Here is an 18,337-nt window from a genome sequence, read left to right as displayed (position 1 = left end):
AAAGATGGAGATAAAACGGCTGATCGTGGGAATGGTCCAGACGAACTGTTATATTGCGGTGCATCCGGAGACGAAAGAAGCTGTGATTGTCGATCCGGGCGATGAGGCGGCGCGGATCGAGGATGCACTGGCGCAGACCGGAGCGAAGGCAAAGGCGATTCTGCTGACTCATGGACATTTTGACCATGTGACGGCGATGGAAGAGCTGAGACGGGATCTGGGCGTGCCGGTCTATGCCTGTGAGCAGGAGCAGGCGGTCTTGGCGGATCCGGATAAGAACCTGTCCGTCCAGTTTCAGGGCGGCGGTCTGCATCTGAAAGCGGATATGCTTTTGAAGGATGGAGAGACGTTCGAGGCAGCGGGCTACACGTTCCAGATGCTTCATACACCGGGACATACAGAAGGTTCCTGTTGTTATTATGTAAAATCAGAGAAGGTGCTGTTTTCGGGAGATACCTTATTTGAAGGTTCTTACGGACGCATCGATTTCCCGACTGGAAGCGGACGTCAGATGATTCATTCGGTGGCAGATATCCTTCTGAACCTGCCGGATGATACGAATGTATATCCGGGACACATGGGATATACGACGATCGCCGACGAAAAACAGTACAATCCGCTGGCGGGATACAGGGGGCGCGAAGCATGATAGCGATTTTGTTAAATGACGCGTCCTTTGAACAGGATATCCGTGAGCTCCTGATGGCATTTTATCCGGGCGAGACATTTACGCACAAGGAAGAGGAAGCCGGGGAGGTGGAGCTGATTGTACGGGGAGTCCGGGACGGAAACTCGTTTTCACTGGATGTGACGCCGGTGAAGAAAGAAGCTGTTCACTTTGCTTTGATTTATCCGGATTTTTCCAACCGTTTTGAGACGAAAAATGAGATCAAACAGACGTTATACCGTCTTTTGAGTGCCCAGACCGGCAGAGAGCTTCCGTGGGGGACGCTTACCGGCATCCGTCCGACGAAGATTGCGCTCACGAAGCTGTATGATGGCTGGACGGACGAGCAGATCGAGACCTATATGCGCGAGACGTATTTCACCAGCAAGGAAAAGATCGATCTGAGCATCGACGTGGCGGAGCGCGAGAGACGCCTGCTGTCCACGATCGATTATGAGAATGGGTACAGCCTGTATGTGGGAATCCCGTTCTGTCCGACAACCTGCCTGTACTGTTCGTTTACGTCGTTTCCGATTGTGAAATGGGAAAAACGGATGGACCTCTACAAAGAGGCGCTTTTTAAGGAAATGGAATATGTGGCGGAGCAGATGAAGGATCGCCCGCTTTCGACCATCTATTTTGGAGGCGGCACACCGACCTCGTTAAATCCGCAGGATCTGGATGAGATCCTGACAAAGGTGGAAGAATTATTCCCGGTGGAACAGGCAGTTGAATTTACCGTTGAGTCGGGACGTCCGGACAGCATCACGCGCGAAAAGCTGCAGGTGCTCCGGAATCACGGCATTTCCCGTATTTCCATCAATCCGCAGACGATGAAGCAGGCGACGCTTGACCTCATCGGACGCCGTCATACGGTGGAGGATGTGAAGGAAAAATTCCTGCTGGCGCGGGAGTTGGGGTTTGACAATATCAATATGGATCTGATCGTGGGTCTGCCGGAGGAGACGATCGACGATGTCCGCCAGACAATGGAGGAGATCAAGGCACTCAGACCGGACAGCGTGACGGTGCATTCGCTGGCGATCAAGCGCGCGGCGCGCCTGAATATCTATAAGGAGCGCTACGGAAATCTGAAGATTGTCAATACACAGGAGATGATTGACCTGACCGCGCAGTATGCCGAGGAGATGGGACTGAAACCGTACTATCTCTACCGCCAGAAAAATATGGCGGGCAATTTTGAAAATGTCGGTTATGCGGTTCCGGGCAAGGAATGTCTCTATAATATATTGATTATGGAAGAAAAACAGACGATCGCCGCCTGCGGTGCGGGAACGACTACCAAGGTTTATTTCCCGGCAGAAAACCGGATTGAGAGGGCGGAGAACGTCAAGGAAGTTGAGCAGTATATCGACCGGATCGATGAGATGATCGGGCGGAAAGAGAAGCTGCTTGGACGAAGAGAGTAAAAACGAAAAATTCACAGATACAGGGTGTCAGATGCAGAAAAACACTTTGTAACAGAGAAACATAAAAATCCAGTTTCCAGCATGGAAAAGTGAAGTTTTCTTTGCGCGGGAAATATGGTCGCAGAAAGACATAGAAGGAGTTTGACACATGGCTTTAAAGAAAAAACCAGTTACAGGCATGAAGGACATTCTTCCGGGCGAGATGGAGATCCGGGATTATGTGCTGAATATCATCAAAGATACCTACCGCGGATACGGCTTCTCAGCGATCGAGACTCCGTGCGTGGAGCACATTGAGAACCTGACCAGCAAGCAGGGCGGCGACAATGAGAAGCTGATCTTCAAGATTTTAAAGAGAGGCGAGAAGCTGAACGTCGAGGCAGCACAGACAGAGGCAGATGTCGTAGACGGTGGTCTCCGCTATGACTTAACTCTGCCGCTCAGCCGTTATTATGCAAACAATTCTGCTAATTTATCAGCGCCGTTCAAGGCGCTGCAGGTCGGAAGCGTATGGCGTGCCGATCGTCCGCAGAAGGGGCGTTTCCGTCAGTTTGTACAGTGTGATATCGATATTTTAGGTGATGCGACAAACCTGGCTGAGATCGAGGAGATTCTGGCGCTTACCAAGGCGCTGAAGCGCATCTGCCCGGACAAGGCATACACCGTCCGCGTGAACGACCGTGCGATTTTAAAGGGTATGGCAGATTACAGCGGATTTCCGGAAAATGAGACCGATAAGGTATTTATCATTCTCGATAAGATGGATAAGATCGGTCTGGACGGTGTCCGCGAAGAGCTGCTTGCAGAAGGTTATGCGCCAGAGGCGGTTGAGAAATACACCGGACTTCTGGCAGAGATTCAGAACGATGCGGCAGGCGTCCGCGCGCTGGGTGAGAAGCTTTCTGGCGTGATGGATCCGGCAAAGGCAGAGAATCTGGCTGCGATCATGGAGACAGTTAAAGCTGTCGCAGACATTGAGTTTGGTCTTGAATTTGACCCGACGCTGGTGCGCGGCATGGGCTACTATACCGGAACGATTTTTGAGGTTTCCATGGAAGGCTTCGGCGGCTCCGTTGCAGGCGGCGGACGTTACGACAAGCTGATCGGCAAATTTACCGGCGTCGATACACCGGCGTGCGGATTTTCCATCGGTTTTGAGCGTATCATCACGATCCTGATGGATTCCGGTTTCAAAGTACCGGAGGCAGCCGGCAAGAAAGCATTCCTGTATGAGAAAGGTTTAAGCGGCGAGCAGTTCCGTGCCGTCTTAAAGAAAGCACAGGAAGAGCGCGCTAACGGCACCCGCGTGGCAGTCGCACAGATGAACAAGAACAAGAAATTCCAGAAGGAGCAGCTGGCGAAGGACGGCTACGAGGAGATCGTGGAATTTTACAAAGACAGTTTGAAGTGATTCAGTTTTTGAATTTTTCAGATAAAACTATAATAAACGGAGGAAATACTATCATGGCAGAATCTATGGCAGGACTGAAACGTTCCCATCGCTGTACCGAGCTGGGAACTGCCAATATCGGTGAGAAAGTAACCGTTATGGGCTGGGTTCAGAAGAGCAGAAATAAAGGCGGCATTATTTTCGTGGATCTGCGGGATCGTTCTGGTATCCTGCAGCTGATCTTCGAGGAAGCTGACTGCGGCGCTGAGAGCTTTGCAAAGGCAGAAAAGCTGAGAAGCGAGTTCGTTATCGCTGTAACCGGACGCGTAGAGGCACGTTCCGGTGCAGTAAATGAAAACTTAAAGACAGGTGCGATTGAGATCCGCGCGGATTACCTCCGCATTCTGGCAGAGTCTGAGACACCGCCGTTCCCGATCGAGGAGAACTCCAAAACCAAAGAGGATCTTCGCCTGAAATACCGTTACCTGGATCTGAGACGTCCGGATATCCAGAGAAACCTGATGACAAGAAGCCGCGTGGCTATCCTGACCCGTGCATTCTTAGCAGAGGAAGGCTTCCTTGAGATTGAGACTCCGACTCTGATTAAAAGTACTCCGGAGGGCGCGAGAGACTACCTGGTACCGAGCCGTGTACATCCGGGCAGCTTCTATGCACTGCCGCAGTCTCCGCAGCTGTTAAAACAGCTTCTGATGTGTTCTGGATATGACCGCTACTTCCAGCTGGCACGCTGCTATCGTGACGAGGACTTAAGAGCCGATCGTCAGCCTGAGTTTACCCAGATCGATATGGAGCTTTCCTTCGTTGACGTTGAGGACGTTCTGGATGTCAATGAGCGTCTGTTAAAGAAGCTCTTCAAGGAGATCTGCAATTACGATCTGCAGCTTCCGATCCAGCGTATGACCTGGCGCGAGGCAATGGATCGTTTCGGTTCCGATAAGCCGGATCTGCGTTTCGGCATGGAGTTGAAAAACGTATCGGATGTAGTAAAAGACTGCGAGTTTGTTGTATTTAAGAGCGCACTGGAAAATGGCGGCTCTGTCCGCGGTATCAACGCAGAAGGACAGGGCGCTATGCCGAGAAAGAAGATCGATGCGCTGGTTGAGTATGCAAAAGGCTTTGGTGCAAAAGGTCTTGCATATCTGGCAATCCATGAGGACGGTACCTACAAGTGCTCCTTCTCCAAGTTCATGAAGCCGGAAGAGCTGGATGCACTGGTGGCTGCTATGGGCGGTAAGCCGGGTGATCTGCTTCTGTTCGCAGCTGACAAGGATAAAGTTGTATTTGATGTACTTGGAAACTTACGTCTGGAGATCGCTAGACAGCTTGACCTCTTAAAGAAGGATGATTTCAAGTTCTTGTGGGTAACCGAGTTCCCGCTGCTTGAATATTCAGAGGAAGAGGATCGCTACGTAGCTATGCACCATCCATTTACCATGCCGATGGAAGAGGATCTTCCGCTGATCGATACCGATCCGGGCAAGGTACGTGCAAAAGCATACGATATCGTCCTGAACGGTACCGAGATGGGCGGCGGTTCTGTCCGTATCCATCAGGCAGACATCCAGGAGAAGATGTTTGAGGTTCTTGGATTCACGAAGGAGAAAGCACAGGAGCAGTTCGGCTTCCTGTTAGACGCATTTAAATACGGAGTACCGCCGCACGCTGGTCTGGCTTACGGTATGGACCGTATGGTTATGCTGATGGTCGGTGCAGACAGCATCCGCGACGTCATCGCATTCCCGAAGGTAAAAGATGCTTCCTGCCTGATGATGGAAGCACCGTCTCAGGTTGATCCGAAACAGCTGCAGGATCTTTCGATTGGCGTGGTTGAGAGCGAAGAGGCGGAGAAAACCGAAGAATAAAATGTAAGATATGGAACAGCCTGGAAAGACTGTGAAATAGAAAGCAAACAGGGCTGGATGAGAAATGCAGGGAAATACTGGATTTTGTCGGACAGTCCTGTTTTGCGTGTGAGATGAAAAAGTTCCATTTGTCCTTGGCAACTGAATATATAAATTGCTTGCATTGGGGAACCCAGGAGGATGGAAAAGGACTCTCTTTTCTATATGTGGTAGAAACTATGAATCTTTTGTGAACCTATGGAATCTCCCACCCGAATCTGCTAAAATACAGACAGATTGAGAATGTAATCAGGATATGACAGCGTGGAAAAAGGTTCTGTCATACACGGCAGAGTAAAATAAATGAGGTGAAGATTTTATGGATAAGATTAAAATACTGGTCGTGGACGATGAGGCGAGGATGCGGAAGCTGGTGAAGGACTTCCTTTCGATTAAAGGGTATCAGGTGCTGGAAGCCGGGGACGGCGAGGAGGCGGTGGATCTGTTTTTCCAGCAGAAGGACATTGCGCTGATTCTTCTGGATGTGATGATGCCGAAGATGGACGGCTGGGAGGTTGTGAAGACGATCCGCAAGTATTCGCAGGTGCGATCATCATGCTGACGGCGAGAGGCGAGGAGAGCGACGAGCTGCAGGGCTTTAATCTGGGCGTGGATGAGTATATTTCCAAACCGTTCAGTCCGAAGATCCTGGTCGCACGTGTGGAGGCGATCCTGCGCCGCAGCAACGGCGGCAGCCAGGATGTGATCGATGTGGGCGGCATCCACATTGATAAGACGGCACATCAGGTCAGCGTGGATGGAAAACCGGTGGATTTAAGCTACAAGGAATTTGAGCTGATGACGTATTTTGCGGAGAATCAGGGAATTGCGCTTTCGAGAGAAAAAATTCTGAATAATGTATGGAATTATGATTATTTCGGCGATGCGCGGACGATCGATACGCATGTGAAGAAGCTTCGGAGTAAGCTGGGCGAGAAAGGCGAGTACATCAAGACGATCTGGGGCATGGGCTACAAATTTGAGGTAAGCGAATGAAACGTTCGGTCCGATGGAAATTTACAATCATATTTGCCGGGTTGATGACGGTTGCAATCGCGCTTATCTGGTGTATCAATAACTGGTTTCTGTCCGGATATTACCAGAATTATAAGATTCATACGCTGGAAAAGGGATATCGGGCGATTGACGCGATTATCCAGGATGAGGTCCGGAATGGCGAGAGTTCGCTGGAGGACGCACAGGCGGAGCTGAATTCGGGCTGGAAAGAGTACCAGAAGTCGAAAGATGGAAGTTCTGATATGTACAGTGCGGATGACGGTTCGGCTCAGTCTGGTAAAAATGGAACCGGTGATAGGGCTGGCGATGAGACACAGGATGCGCTGGGGGAATATGCGGAAGGTGACACGGTGGTGCTGGAGGATGATTCGGAGGATGCATCGGCGGATGCACTGGATGGGGAGGAAGCTTCGAGCGGCGGTGTCCGGCTGGCAAATGTGATCCGCGAGCTGCGTGACCGGTCGAATATTTCCCTGCTTTTATATGACAGCGAGAGTGACCAGACACTCGTCTCCTCGGCGCGGGATGTGGAAGTCATGCGTGACCGGGTGCGGCGCTATATCGTCGGCCATGCGGGGGCGAAGCGGGATGTATTGCGGGAATATGACAACTACATGATTCAGAAGACGTTTGACCCGCTCAGCAAGACGTTTTATCTGGAAAGCTGGGGATTTTTCTCGGATAATGCGACCATTTTCATCATGACGATGCCGATGGAGAGCATCCATGAGAGTGCGGCTATCTCAAACCGGTTTCTGATGTTTGTTGGAATCGTGGTAATTCTGGCGGGAAGTATTCTGATTTATTTTATTACCCGGCACATTACAATGCCGATCAAACGGCTGTCGGAGCTGTCGGAAAAGATGTCGAACCTGGATTTTGATGCCCGCTATGAGACAAGCCGCCGCTCGACGGAGGAAATTGATACGCTTGGAAACAGCATGAATGTGCTTTCGGAGCGCCTCAAGACAACGATCGGGGAACTGAAAGAGGCGAATGCACAGCTTAAAAAGGATATTGACGAGAAAGTGCAGATCGATGAGATGCGGAAGGAGTTCATTGCGAATGTGTCGCATGAGTTAAAGACGCCGATCGCGCTGATTCAGGGCTATGCGGAAGGACTCGTCGAGGGCATGGCGGAGGACAAGGAGAACCGCGATTATTACTGCGGCGTTATCATGGACGAGGCTGGAAAATGAATCGGATGGTGCGCCAACTTCTGACCTTGACGGCGCTGGAATTTGGGGGAGAACGGCTGTCTGTGGAGCGGTTTGACCTGACGGAGCTGATTGCCAGTGTGATTTCTTCTTCCGGTGTGCTGCTTAAGCAGAATGAGCTGACTGTGGATTTTGACGGGAAGGAACCAGTCTACGTCATGGGCGATGAATTTAAAATAGAGGAAGTCATCACCAATTACCTGACGAACGCGATTCATCATGTGGGTGGCAGGGAGAAGAAGATTCAGATTCGGATTGACCACCGGCGCGATGGAAAAGAGGTTTGCGTGGAAGTATTTAACACGGGAAATCCGATCCCGGACGAAGCGCTTCCGAACCTTTGGACGAAGTTTTACAAGGTAGATAAAGCGAGAACGCGGGAATATGGCGGCAGCGGCATCGGGCTTTCGATCGTCAAGGCGATCATGGAGATGCACCATAAGGCGTGCGGTGTGAAGAACCATGAGAACGGTGTGGAGTTCTGGTTTACGCTGGACACGGCTGGTGAAAAATGAAAATAAAATTTTGCCAGAGACAGAATCTTAGAATTATGAAATATGTTTCAGAATCGTGATTTGCATTATATATGAGATGATATAAAAAACACTTGAAAATACAGGGAATTTCGGCAGCCTGGGGCAAAAATATTTTGTCCCAATATGGTTGAAATTCCCTGTGTTTTTGCGTTTTTTTGTCCGAAATTAAAATCTTAAATAAATATAAAAGATCCGTCATTTCCTTGACAACGAAAAGAAAAGAAAATATAATAACAATGTAACAAGATTTAATAATTATGTAACATTTCGAACGATAGATAACACCACAGCGATTGGGACTCGATTCTTTTGTTTCAGCAATATCTGCGGGAATCACGAAATCTAATTAAGGAGTTTTGAAGCATGAATTTAAATAGAACAAAGAAACTTTTCAGTATGGTATGCGTGTGCTCAATGCTGACCATTGGTAGCGCGCAGGCAGCTTTTGCGGGGCCGTCTACAGGTTATGAGAGCGACATGGTGGCAACCGTGGCAGCAGACCTTTCGATCTATGCGGATGAGGATGAAAACTCAGAAGTAGTAGCGATGGCTGAAAAGGGCGAGTCCTATGACGTAGTTGGAAAGGCAGATGACAGCTGGATCAAGGTAGCGGCCGGTGAGATGGAAGGCTATTTGAAGGTTCAGAGTAGCGTTATGCTCAGCAAGGCAGAGGAAGCAGCTGCAGTCGCAGATGCATTTGTCGCAGAGCAGAGCAATCTCTCGACCAGAGAGCAGTTAGTCAATTATGCACTGCAGTTTGTAGGTGGACGTTATAAATTTGGCGGCAGCGACCCGCACACAGGGGTTGACTGTTCTGGTTTTACGAAATATGTGATGCAGCACGGTGCCGGTGTGAGCCTGAACCGTTCTTCAACTTCCCAGTCCAAGCAGGGTACAGCAATCAGCGCTGACCAGATGCAGCCGGGTGACCTGATTTTCTACGGAAGCGGAAGAGGTATCAACCATGTAGCGATGTATATCGGCGACGGCAAAGTGGTACATGCTTCAACTGAAAGGACCGGCATCAAGACTTCCCCATGGAACTACCGCACACCGGTTAAGATTGTGAACGTGCTGGGTTAAGAATGAATTTACGAAACATCTGCATTGAACCTTTTCATGAAAAAAGGGTTGGATGCAGATGTTTTTTGATTTCATAGGAAATTGCGTCCGATGAAACAAAAAAATATTACTGGCATAAAAAGTAAGAATTACCCTGCATACTTTCGCAGTAAAATTCCATACTAAGACCTGTAACAAGAAAGTGACGGTTAAGCGGCTGTTCACAGGAAGCCGGAACCGACACGTAGAAAACCTGACAGGGCAGGAATTTAGGAGGAATGACTTATGTCAAGCAAAAACAGTTACAGCAACTATGATAACAGTGCCGAGAAAAACAGCACCAAAAATGCATCCAAGAACAGCTCTAATTATGGTTCCAACCAGAGCCAGAACCGCATGCAGAACCAGAGCCAGAACCGTTCCAGAAATAGCTCTAAAAACCAGTATCAGGACAAGACAGAGGATGATTACAGCGATTGTGACTGATGAGACAGGCAGATAAGAGAAAAAATAGTGAATGCCGGGAATGCGGAATATCCACCGTTTCCCGGCATTTGTTCGTCTTTTGTACTTTCGTGCCAATGGAAGAGGCTGCCGCATCTCCTCTGACACCTGTCCGCCGGACAAAGCATATATTAATATTACATAGAGGTAAAAAAGAAATCGGGTTCTGTCAGAAACCGTTTTTGTATAAAATGAGGAGGGATGACGGATGTATCAGACCATACCGGTGCGGTATCTGGACGCGTGGCTGGAGCAAGGGTACACGGGACGGCTGATTGACCTTCGGACGCCGGAAGAATATAATGTGTCTCACCTCTGCGAGGCGGAAAATATTCCATTTTTATGGCTTCAGGATAACCGGCAGACACTTACAGGTGAACGTCCGCTTCTGTTTTACTGTGCGCGGGGGAGTGAAAGCCTTCTGGTGTGCGGCTGGTATGACCGGATGGGATATGAGGTTTATAATCTGGGCGGCGGTTACCGCTTTTATCAGGGAAAGTATCAGTGCAGTGTTATTGTACACGGGTAGGCACTTTTGGAACCGAAAGTGCCGTAAGAAAACGTGGTGGCAGCAGGAATTTGCCGTATTTAAATGCGAAGCCACGGCAAATTCCGTTACTGGGCACGTTTGCGTGAACAGTAACACCAGAACAGGATCACACTTTTCTCTTAAACAACCGTCTCAATATTCTTAACCACAAATCCCTCTTTTTCAACCGCTTCCTGCAGCTTCGCATCGTCCACGCCATTCTCATAGAACACGCGGGCAATGCCTCTGTCTACGTCCGCATCTGCACGGATGACGCCGTTCTGGGCGGTCAGGGCTTTTTCAACGGATTTCTTGCAGTTTGCACAGTGCATACCCTCGATCCGCATGATCTTGGACGGGGTACCCGCTGTAACCGCTTTCTTGGAAAGATCTTCGCCGCGCGCACCAGCATTCCCATCGCTGCCGCAGGAACCGCAGCTTCCACCGGAGCATCCGCAGCATCCGCCGCCCTTTCCCGTGTAATGACGGATCGCCGAACGTAATGCCAGCAAAAGCAAAATCGCTACTACAATTAAAATTCCAATATCAATCGGTCTCATACGTTATCGTCCTCTCTTCTCTGACTTTTCGATGAATGGCTTCGGAGTATCTTTTTTATTTTATCATACACACGACAGATAAAATATCCTACAAAATAAACTACCAGAAAACCAATCACACCATAAAACATGGATCCGGATGAATCCCCCATCTATGCTTTCTCCTTTTCTTTTTTGAAATCGAATAAAACTGCCTCCAAACAGCAGACTTTCATTCTGCTATCCGAGGCAGCCTTATAAAGGATTGATTTTATCACTTATGATTACAGGCACCTGCCGATGCCCGGTCAGCGGAAACGCAAAACCACCGGCCGGACGGCAGAACCTGTTTTATTTTTCATTTAGAAACTAACTTATGAAGCTGCCTCTACAGAGCTTCTTGTGTAGCTCTTCTGATCCTTGTATGGATCCGGACGGAACAGCATGAAGAGCATGAATACCAAAAGGACTGCTGCCACGATAGTCCATACGTTGAATGCAACTGCGCCAAGTACCAGACCACCTAACTGATATACAATCAGGGATACAGCGTAAGCGAAGAGATTCTGATACAGGATAGCGAACCAGAACCATTTTCTGGACTGGAGCTGCTGTGCCATCGTTGCGATAGCTGCCAGACACGGAGAGTCAAGCAGGTTGAACAGCAGGAATGTAAAGGCTGCGATGGTTGTCGGGAACCATGTCTGGATAGCTGCTGCTACGACATCGGTCTCCTCAGACAGATCCTCGGATACATTCGCCAGAACACCCATGGTGGAAACGATAGCCTCTTTTGCTGTGAAACCAGTGATGGAAGCTGCAACCGGCTGCCACTCGCCGAAACCAAGCGGACGGAACAGGATTGCGATAGCACCACCCAGCATAGCCAGGATAGAATCTGCAGATTCTTCTACCAGACCAAATCCACCGTCTACAAATCCGAAGGAGGACAGGAACCACATAACAACGCAAGCCAGGAACAGGATTGTACCAGCCTTGATGATGAATCCCTTCAGACGCTCCCAAACATGAAGGAGAACGGTCTTAGCGGACGGAATGTGGTACGCCGGAAGCTCCATAACGAACGGAGCTGGTTTGCCGGAGAACGGTTTTGTCTTCTTTAACATGATAGCGGATACAAGAACCGCAGCGATACCTACAAAGTACATGATCGGAGCCATCATAGTAGCCAGATCCATATCGCCGCTCATATAACCAGCCATAACACCGCCCATCAGAGCGATAACCGGCAGCTTCGCACCACACGGAACGAAAGTTGCCGTCATGATGGTAAGACGTCTGTCGTTGTCCTGCTCGATGGTCTTGGAAGCCATGATACCAGGAACGCCGCAGCCAGAAGAAATCAGCAGCGGGATAAAGCTCTTACCGGACAGTCCGAAGTGACGGAATACACGGTCCATAACGAATGCGATACGTACCATGTAGCCACAATCTTCCAGAATGGAAAGGAACAGGAACAGGATAGCCATCTGCGGAACGAAACCAAGAACGGCGCCAACACCGCCGATGATACCATCCACTACAAGGCTTACAATCAGGTCGGAAGCGCCTGCTGCTGCCAGCGCATCGCCAGCCCAGCCCTGAATTGCACCAACAAATGTATCATTGGTCCAGTCTGTTACGAATGTACCCACGGTAGTAACGGATACATAGTAAACCGCCCACATAACAAGAACAAAGATCGGAATACCAAGTAAACGGTTGGTTACGATGCTATCGATCTTATCAGAAAGACTCATTTTCTGAGCCGGTTTCTTTACGGTCTCCTCGATAACCTTCTGAATGTATACATATCTCTGGTCAGTGATAACGGACTCAGCGTCATCATCAAACTCTTTCTCCAGCTCCTTGGTGTAACGGGAGAAACGGTTGTCTGCACTAAGACCAAGCTGCTCTGCAACCTTGCTGTCGTTCTCAAGAATTTTAATTGCGTACCATCTCTTCTCTGCTTCCGGAATGCTGGACGGAAGCTCTGCCTCGATTGCGCTTACTTTATCCTCTACGCTGCTCTCGAAAATAGCACTTACAGTGCCTGCTGCATGGCTCTTTGCAACTTTGATTGCCTCTGCAATGACTTCCTTCAGACCGGTTTTCTTCAGCGCGGAAGTCTCAATGATCGGGCAGCCAAGTTTCTTGGACAGTGCCTTTACATCAATGTTGATGCCGTTCTTCTTCAGAAGATCGCACATATTTAAAGCGATAACAACCGGAATACCTGTCTCGATCAGCTGTGTGGTCAGATACAGGTTACGCTCAATGTTGGTTGCATCGACTAAGTCTACGATGACATCCGGATTCTCTTTTAAGATAAAATCACGGGTTACAACTTCCTCCAGTGTATACGGAGAAAGGGAATAAACTCCCGGAAGGTCCGTTACATTTACCTCTCTCCCGAAGCATCTTTTAATTTACCGGTTTTCTTCTCAACTGTAACACCCGGCCAGTTACCTACATACTGGTTTGCACCCGTCAGTGCGTTAAACATGGTTGTTTTACCGCAGTTCGGGTTACCCGCCAAAGCAATATGAATTGCCATTTTTCATCCTCCTGCTTTTTTAATCAAACTTATTAAACTGTCTGAACATCTACGCACTCAGCATCGGCTTTACGAAGTGAAAGCTCATATCCACGAATCGTAACCTCTACCGGATCGCCCAGCGGAGCTACTTTTCGAATAAAAATCTCGCTTCCCTTCGTGATGCCCATATCCATGATGCGGCGTTTGTATGCGCCTTCGCCATGAATCTTGACAACTTTGACGGTAGATCCAACCTGTGCATCTTTAAGCGTCATTCTCTGTTCCTCCTAACCATTCCAATTTTTCACTCGGGATTCCGTCTGCTTTTGTACCATACAACCTGCTCCGGAATATCCCCATTCCCTTGCCTTAGACCAGAATGTGTCTTGCCTGATCCTTATTTATAGCCACTCTGGACTCCTTTACGTGAATAATCACGTCTCCGTCCAGCTGGGTTATCAATTTTACTTCGGTTCCCTCGTTAAATCCCATGGATTTTAAATGAGAACGAACCTCTGTGTTTCCGCTGATCTTTTTGATCGTATAGGCGGTTCCAACGGTTGCCATCGAAATCGGCATTGCTCCCTGCATACGATTCTCCTTCCTCTGTGTTTCCGCATTCTGCCCGTCATGATGTCTCACTTAGCGGAAACGGCTCTTTTCATCTGCTACTAATCTAATTGATTCGCGTACGCTAATTCTCATTAGTTTCTGCTAACAATTATTAGACATAGCTAATTTTCATTAGATGAGACTAATTTTCATTAGTTATTCCTAACTCATACATAAGGTTAGCACATGCTAACTTTATTGTCAAGTTTTTTTGCCCGGTCTGGAAATAAAAAAAGGGCGTGTTTTACGCCCGAAAATTGTCAAAAATTCCCATAATTAAAAGTCATCCCACGGAGCTTTTTTGTCATAGGACAAGGTTTTCTATGACAAAAAATACAGCACCAGAAGATGCGCCGGATAATAGATGTAAAAGAACGAACGGAATCTGCTCCGACCTCTGTAACCGTCATATAACAGGAGGCAAACAGCCGTGAGCGCCAGTACCCAGAGGGGTTCCTGCCACGCGAACGCGCCGATGAGGACGGCGGCAATCATCTTCATAAACACCCCCGCCGTTTTCTCATGAAAAAAAAATGTGCCTTGGCACGTTAGTGCCTGAATTTCCTATTACACAAAAATAAAATGCCAGCACCAGTCCCATCCCCCATGCGCCGCCGTCTGCTCCCGCCGCTTCTGTCAGCGTGCAGAACACTGCCGTCAGCACCAGCTTCTCCCAGATACCGTTTCCATACCGCTCTAACAGCTCCATCGCAACCAGCGCCAGAAAAAAGGTCAGGCAGACATTCTGGTGCTGTGCATCCATCCACCGTCCGGAAAATGCCAGATCATACGGAATCTCCGACACAGCCGCCGCCAAAAGCAGCCTCCGTCCATAACATCTGCGATCCCGCGTGTGAAAAAAACCTTCTACTAATAAAAAGGCGAACAATGGAAACGCCAGATCCCCAAATGTCCGGAATCCCGGAACCGGTCTGCAGATCACCGCAATGTGGTCTGCCGTCATCGCCAGGAGTGCTATATATTTAAGGGCGGAGGCGCTGAGATGGAGGCGGGTTAAAACCGCTCTTTCCATCCCCTCTGATTTCTCATTCTGCTTTTCCTTGATTCGATCTTTTATCGCACTCTCCTCCCTTCGTTTCCTGTCCATTCTATCTCTATTCCATCAAATTATACTGAACATTTCACCCGCTGTCCATCCGCACTTTTCCATTCCCTTTTTCTCCATCTCCCCTATTTTCCCATTCTCATTTTCCACTCTTTCTCCTCATCTTTTTTCTTTATTTTCTCTAATAAAAAAATGTAGTTTTTCCTTATAAATAAAGGCTTTTCGGCACTTTTCCGCGTCTTTTTTACACTAATTTTACATTTTATTTGACAAACGAAAAACCGTGTTATATTCTGTAAATGGTGCTGGTGCGAGATCCTGCTGAAAAAGCAAAAATCCCGCACCGCTCTTCATTTTAAATACTAAAAAATACACGGACAAAAGAGGTAGAATCTCATGGCAGGTTTAGATATTATTTGCATTGGCGCTATCAATTATGACTATATGTTTCACTGCACCGGGCTTGATCTGGTGGAGACATCCGCCGGTGGAGGCGACGAGAACTTAAGCAACCCGATTTCCGATGTGGAAAACGATATTCAGGAGCTGGCGATAAAAGGCAAGGAATACACAACCCAGATCGGCGGTTCTGCTTTCATCACCCTGAAAGTGGCAAAGCATATTCTCCCTAACCTGCAGGTCGCTTACGTCGGCGTGTGCGGCACGCCCAGTCCATTCGATCTGCGCTTCGGCAAGACAAATGACATTGACGCCGAGCTGGCGCACCTGGATAACCGTGACTGGCTGTTTACCACGCGCGAGCGCTTCGACGATCCATATTCCAAAGCGATTGCCAAATCGATTGTCCGCCTTTATAATCACACGCGCAATTGCATCAAGATCGCGCCGTGTGCCAACAACACGCTCTTAGACCGCATCCATGAACAGGAAGCCCGGACGGGAACCACACTGGCGGAGTACCTCGCGCAGGCCCGCTGGATCCATCTGTCATCCCTGTCTGATTTCGACCAATTCGAGGCAATCATGCAATCGGTCATCCAGGCAAAACATTTAAATCCTGCCATGAAAGTCAGCATGGATCCTGGTTTTGAGTATACATCGCTGCGCCGTGAGCGCTTACAGCCACTGATCGCATATGCCGATTATGTTTTCTTAAATAAATCCGAAAAGAAAAACCTCGGCTTCAATGCCCGCAGCGCCCGTCCGCTCTACGCGAACCTCTGTGAGTATTTTTCTGCGATCAACCCGGATCCCACCCGCACCCTCATTGTCAAGCACGATGACCGCCATGAGCTGATCCATTTTAAGGACGGCGTATGTCAGATCCGCACAGTCCGCCACAAAAAGCTCTACCAGTACCAGTTAAACAACGATACCGGCGCCGGTGATTCCTTTGCCGGCGGTTTCATCAGCGGTATGCTCGATGATCGGCTCAATTCGGATATCGCTGCGCCGATTCAGCTCGGTGTTCTGGCTGCCAAGGGACGGATGCGTAGTTTTGATTATGAGAACCCGTATCTGAATATACAGAAATTGACCGATGCTTTTTTCGAAGCTCTATAATATTTTTTTCAAGTGCTGTTAAATAGCGCAGCGTGAATTGCAGCCATCATTTCAGGAGAAAAGTACGTTACTTTTCTCCTGTTTATCCTTATATAATTATATATATAATGTCTGTACACATCAAAAAACTTCTTTCATATATTAATATCAATTTGATATTGATTTTGGAGATCCCATGATCCGCCTCAGCCTATGTATGATCGTCAAAAATGAAGAAGCCGTTTTGACGCGTGTTTTAGCATCTGCCATACAATTTGCGGATGAAATCCTCGTCGCCGACACCGGTTCCACCGATCGAACTGTAGAAATCGCCCGGCAATACACCAAACATATTTATCACTATCCGTGGAACGATGATTTCGCCGCCGCGCGCAATTTCATCTGTGAAAAGGTCACAACCGAATACTGGATGTGGCTCGACGCCGACGATGTCGTTCCCGCAGAATCGATTACAGCGATTTTAAAGTTGAAAGAAACTTTAAGCAAATCCCCGCAGCCCGACGTTGTCATGATGAAATACATCGCTGGATTCCAGCCGGACGGCACACCTGCATTTACCTACGATCGCGAACGGATTCTGCGAACGGACCGGCATTTTCTCTGGAAAGGACGCGTCCACGAAGCCATCGCGCCACGCGGCAGAATTCTCTATTCTCCTATTCAGATCGAACACCGGAAGCCTGCTTCCGCTTTCACCCATTCTGACCGGAACCTGAAAATCTATGAAACAATGCTTGCAGACGGCGAACTGCTCGATCCGCGCCATCAATACTACTACGCCCGCGAACTCATCGACCACAAACAATACGAAAAAGCCCGCCCGGTTCTGGAACATTTCCTGAACGAACCGGCCGGATGGTATGAAAATAAGATAGATGCCTGTCTGCTTCTGGCGCGCTGCCATGAAATGCTCAGAAATACGGCTGCCAGCCAGCTTTCTCTGTTCCAGAGTTTCCTCTACGACCGCCCACGTGCTAAAACCTGCTGTGAGATTGGACGGTTGAAACTTTCCCTCGGAGAAATTTCTCAAGCTGTTTTCTGGTACCAGCTTGCCCTAAAAGACCGGCCAGAATATCATCCAAATGCCTTTATCGAAACTGATTACTATGATTTCATTCCTTTAATCCAGCTCTGCGTCTGCTATGATCGGATGGGAAACTATGATAAGGCACTGTATTATCATAAGGAAACAAAAAAAATCCGCCCGGATTCTCCGGCGGTTTTGACAAATGAAGAATACTTTCAAACCATATCCTCAAACCATAAAACAAACGGATTACCTATCTTGTGACATTCTCTCCGACCTCTGCAGTGGTCTGAGCGGCGGACTGGGAGTCGTTCCATCCAGCGGCATCCACACTTCCTACATTCATTCTTACCGTCTTCCACACTTATAATATTCCACATTTCCCAGCCCTTTTCTACTAATGCACATCTCTTTCATCGCACACATATACTACATCAGGATGGATGTCCTAAATCTGGAAAGGAGTTTTTTATGTTTCGCCATTCATGTAATTATCCCTACTATTTTGATGATAGTGACTATGAAAATAACGGCTATGGAGGCTATGGACGCGATCGCGGCTGTCCCGGTTCTTTTGAACCCTACAACTGCTGTCGTCCCGGTCCCATAGGACCACGCGGCTGCCCCGGACCGATCGGACCTGTCGGTCCCACTGGTGCTGCCGGACTCGATGGACTGGACGGCGCTACGGGTCCGGCTGGTCCGACTGGTCCGACCGGGCGACCGGCGCTACCGGTCCTGCGGGTCCAGCTGGGC

At 48.7% G+C, this 18,337-nt stretch carries 16 protein-coding genes and 3 pseudogenes; 13 read left to right on the top strand and 6 right to left on the bottom strand.

Translation table 11 applies throughout. The annotated features are described in order from the left end of the window. Positions 1-4 precede the first annotated feature (4 nt). The 10 genes and pseudogenes from DWZ16_RS08765 to DWZ16_RS08725 all read left to right on the top strand — a co-directional run bounded on the left by DWZ16_RS08765 (position 5) and on the right by DWZ16_RS08725 (position 10,274). Positions 5-649 (top strand): MBL fold metallo-hydrolase, encoded by a 645-nt coding sequence (locus DWZ16_RS08765; RefSeq protein WP_022359324.1) that lies wholly within the window; start codon positions 5-7, stop codon positions 647-649. Further along, positions 646-2,097, top strand: a complete 1,452-nt coding sequence (gene hemZ / locus DWZ16_RS08760) for a coproporphyrinogen dehydrogenase HemZ (protein ID WP_118522629.1) — start codon at positions 646-648, stop codon at positions 2,095-2,097. Before DWZ16_RS08765 ends, hemZ begins: the two co-directional genes overlap by 4 nt. Before the next feature lie 148 nt (positions 2,098-2,245). Beyond that, the gene (gene hisS, locus DWZ16_RS08755; protein WP_118522628.1) at positions 2,246-3,508 is read left to right on the top strand and encodes a histidine--tRNA ligase; all 1,263 of its coding nucleotides are present in this window, start codon (positions 2,246-2,248) and stop codon (positions 3,506-3,508) included. Between the two features lie 53 nt (positions 3,509-3,561). Continuing rightward, on the top strand, positions 3,562-5,370 hold the full coding sequence (gene aspS / locus DWZ16_RS08750; protein WP_022359327.1) for an aspartate--tRNA ligase: 1,809 nt from the start codon (positions 3,562-3,564) through the stop codon (positions 5,368-5,370). Positions 5,371-5,728: 358 nt separating this feature from the next. After that, a pseudogene (locus DWZ16_RS08745) lies at positions 5,729-6,405 on the top strand (response regulator transcription factor). Next, positions 6,402-7,625, top strand: a complete 1,224-nt coding sequence (locus DWZ16_RS08740) for a histidine kinase dimerization/phospho-acceptor domain-containing protein (RefSeq protein ID WP_412694314.1) — start codon at positions 6,402-6,404, stop codon at positions 7,623-7,625. The pseudogene DWZ16_RS08745 and the gene DWZ16_RS08740 overlap by 4 nt, the downstream one beginning before the upstream one ends. Then, entirely contained in the window at positions 7,622-8,158 is a 537-nt protein-coding gene (locus DWZ16_RS16785) for a HAMP domain-containing sensor histidine kinase (protein WP_412694313.1), read from the top strand. Before DWZ16_RS08740 ends, DWZ16_RS16785 begins: the two co-directional genes overlap by 4 nt. Positions 8,159-8,542: 384 nt before the next feature. After that, positions 8,543-9,262 carry a C40 family peptidase gene (locus DWZ16_RS08735; RefSeq protein ID WP_022359330.1) on the top strand — a complete coding sequence of 240 codons (720 nt, stop codon included), beginning with the start codon at positions 8,543-8,545 and terminating at the stop codon, positions 9,260-9,262. 264 nt (positions 9,263-9,526) lie between these two features. After that, entirely contained in the window at positions 9,527-9,727 is a 201-nt protein-coding gene (locus DWZ16_RS08730) for a hypothetical protein (protein WP_107000506.1), read from the top strand. 226 nt (positions 9,728-9,953) lie between these two features. Further along, positions 9,954-10,274, top strand: a complete 321-nt coding sequence (locus DWZ16_RS08725) for a rhodanese-like domain-containing protein (protein ID WP_117796172.1) — start codon at positions 9,954-9,956, stop codon at positions 10,272-10,274. A gap of 140 nt (positions 10,275-10,414) precedes the next feature. Here DWZ16_RS08725 and DWZ16_RS08720 read toward each other — a convergent pair whose 3' ends face one another. The 6 genes and pseudogenes from DWZ16_RS08720 to DWZ16_RS16775 form a co-directional block, all read right to left on the bottom strand. Further along, the gene (locus tag DWZ16_RS08720; protein ID WP_107000658.1) at positions 10,415-10,834 is read right to left on the bottom strand and encodes a heavy-metal-associated domain-containing protein; all 420 of its coding nucleotides are present in this window, start codon (positions 10,832-10,834) and stop codon (positions 10,415-10,417) included. 353 nt (positions 10,835-11,187) lie between these two features. Further along, positions 11,188-13,370 (bottom strand): annotated as a pseudogene (gene feoB / locus DWZ16_RS08715) (ferrous iron transport protein B). A gap of 32 nt (positions 13,371-13,402) precedes the next feature. Next, on the bottom strand, positions 13,403-13,627 hold the full coding sequence (locus DWZ16_RS08710) for a FeoA family protein (RefSeq protein WP_022359013.1): 225 nt from the start codon (positions 13,625-13,627) through the stop codon (positions 13,403-13,405). Between the two features lie 94 nt (positions 13,628-13,721). Further along, positions 13,722-13,943: a FeoA family protein gene (locus DWZ16_RS08705; protein WP_022359014.1), complete on the bottom strand. Its 222-nt coding sequence runs from the start codon at positions 13,941-13,943 to the stop codon at positions 13,722-13,724. Positions 13,944-14,285: 342 nt separating this feature from the next. Further along, positions 14,286-14,465 (bottom strand): TraX family protein, encoded by a 180-nt coding sequence (locus DWZ16_RS16780; protein WP_118522627.1) that lies wholly within the window; start codon positions 14,463-14,465, stop codon positions 14,286-14,288. Between the two features lie 19 nt (positions 14,466-14,484). Beyond that, on the bottom strand, positions 14,485-15,072 hold the full coding sequence (locus DWZ16_RS16775) for a TraX family protein (RefSeq protein WP_118522626.1): 588 nt from the start codon (positions 15,070-15,072) through the stop codon (positions 14,485-14,487). A 354-nt stretch (positions 15,073-15,426) separates the two neighbouring features. Here DWZ16_RS16775 and DWZ16_RS08690 point away from each other — a divergent pair, with 354 nt between their 5' ends. From DWZ16_RS08690 to DWZ16_RS16770, 3 genes and pseudogenes are all read left to right on the top strand, one after another. Beyond that, a complete protein-coding gene (locus tag DWZ16_RS08690; RefSeq protein ID WP_118522625.1) occupies positions 15,427-16,554 on the top strand; it encodes a carbohydrate kinase family protein in 1,128 nt (375 codons plus the stop codon). Between the two features lie 175 nt (positions 16,555-16,729). Then, positions 16,730-17,845, top strand: a complete 1,116-nt coding sequence (locus DWZ16_RS08685; protein ID WP_118522624.1) for a glycosyltransferase family 2 protein — start codon at positions 16,730-16,732, stop codon at positions 17,843-17,845. Positions 17,846-18,052: 207 nt separating this feature from the next. Beyond that, positions 18,053-18,337, top strand: a pseudogene (locus tag DWZ16_RS16770) (collagen-like protein); the annotation flags it as partial.

Source organism: Clostridium sp. AF29-8BH (assembly GCF_003478145.1).
GTDB classification, from domain to species: domain Bacteria; phylum Bacillota; class Clostridia; order Lachnospirales; family Lachnospiraceae; genus Otoolea; species Otoolea fessa.
The sequence above is the reverse complement of the archived record's forward strand: the minus strand, read 5'-3'. Positions and strand labels throughout refer to the sequence as shown.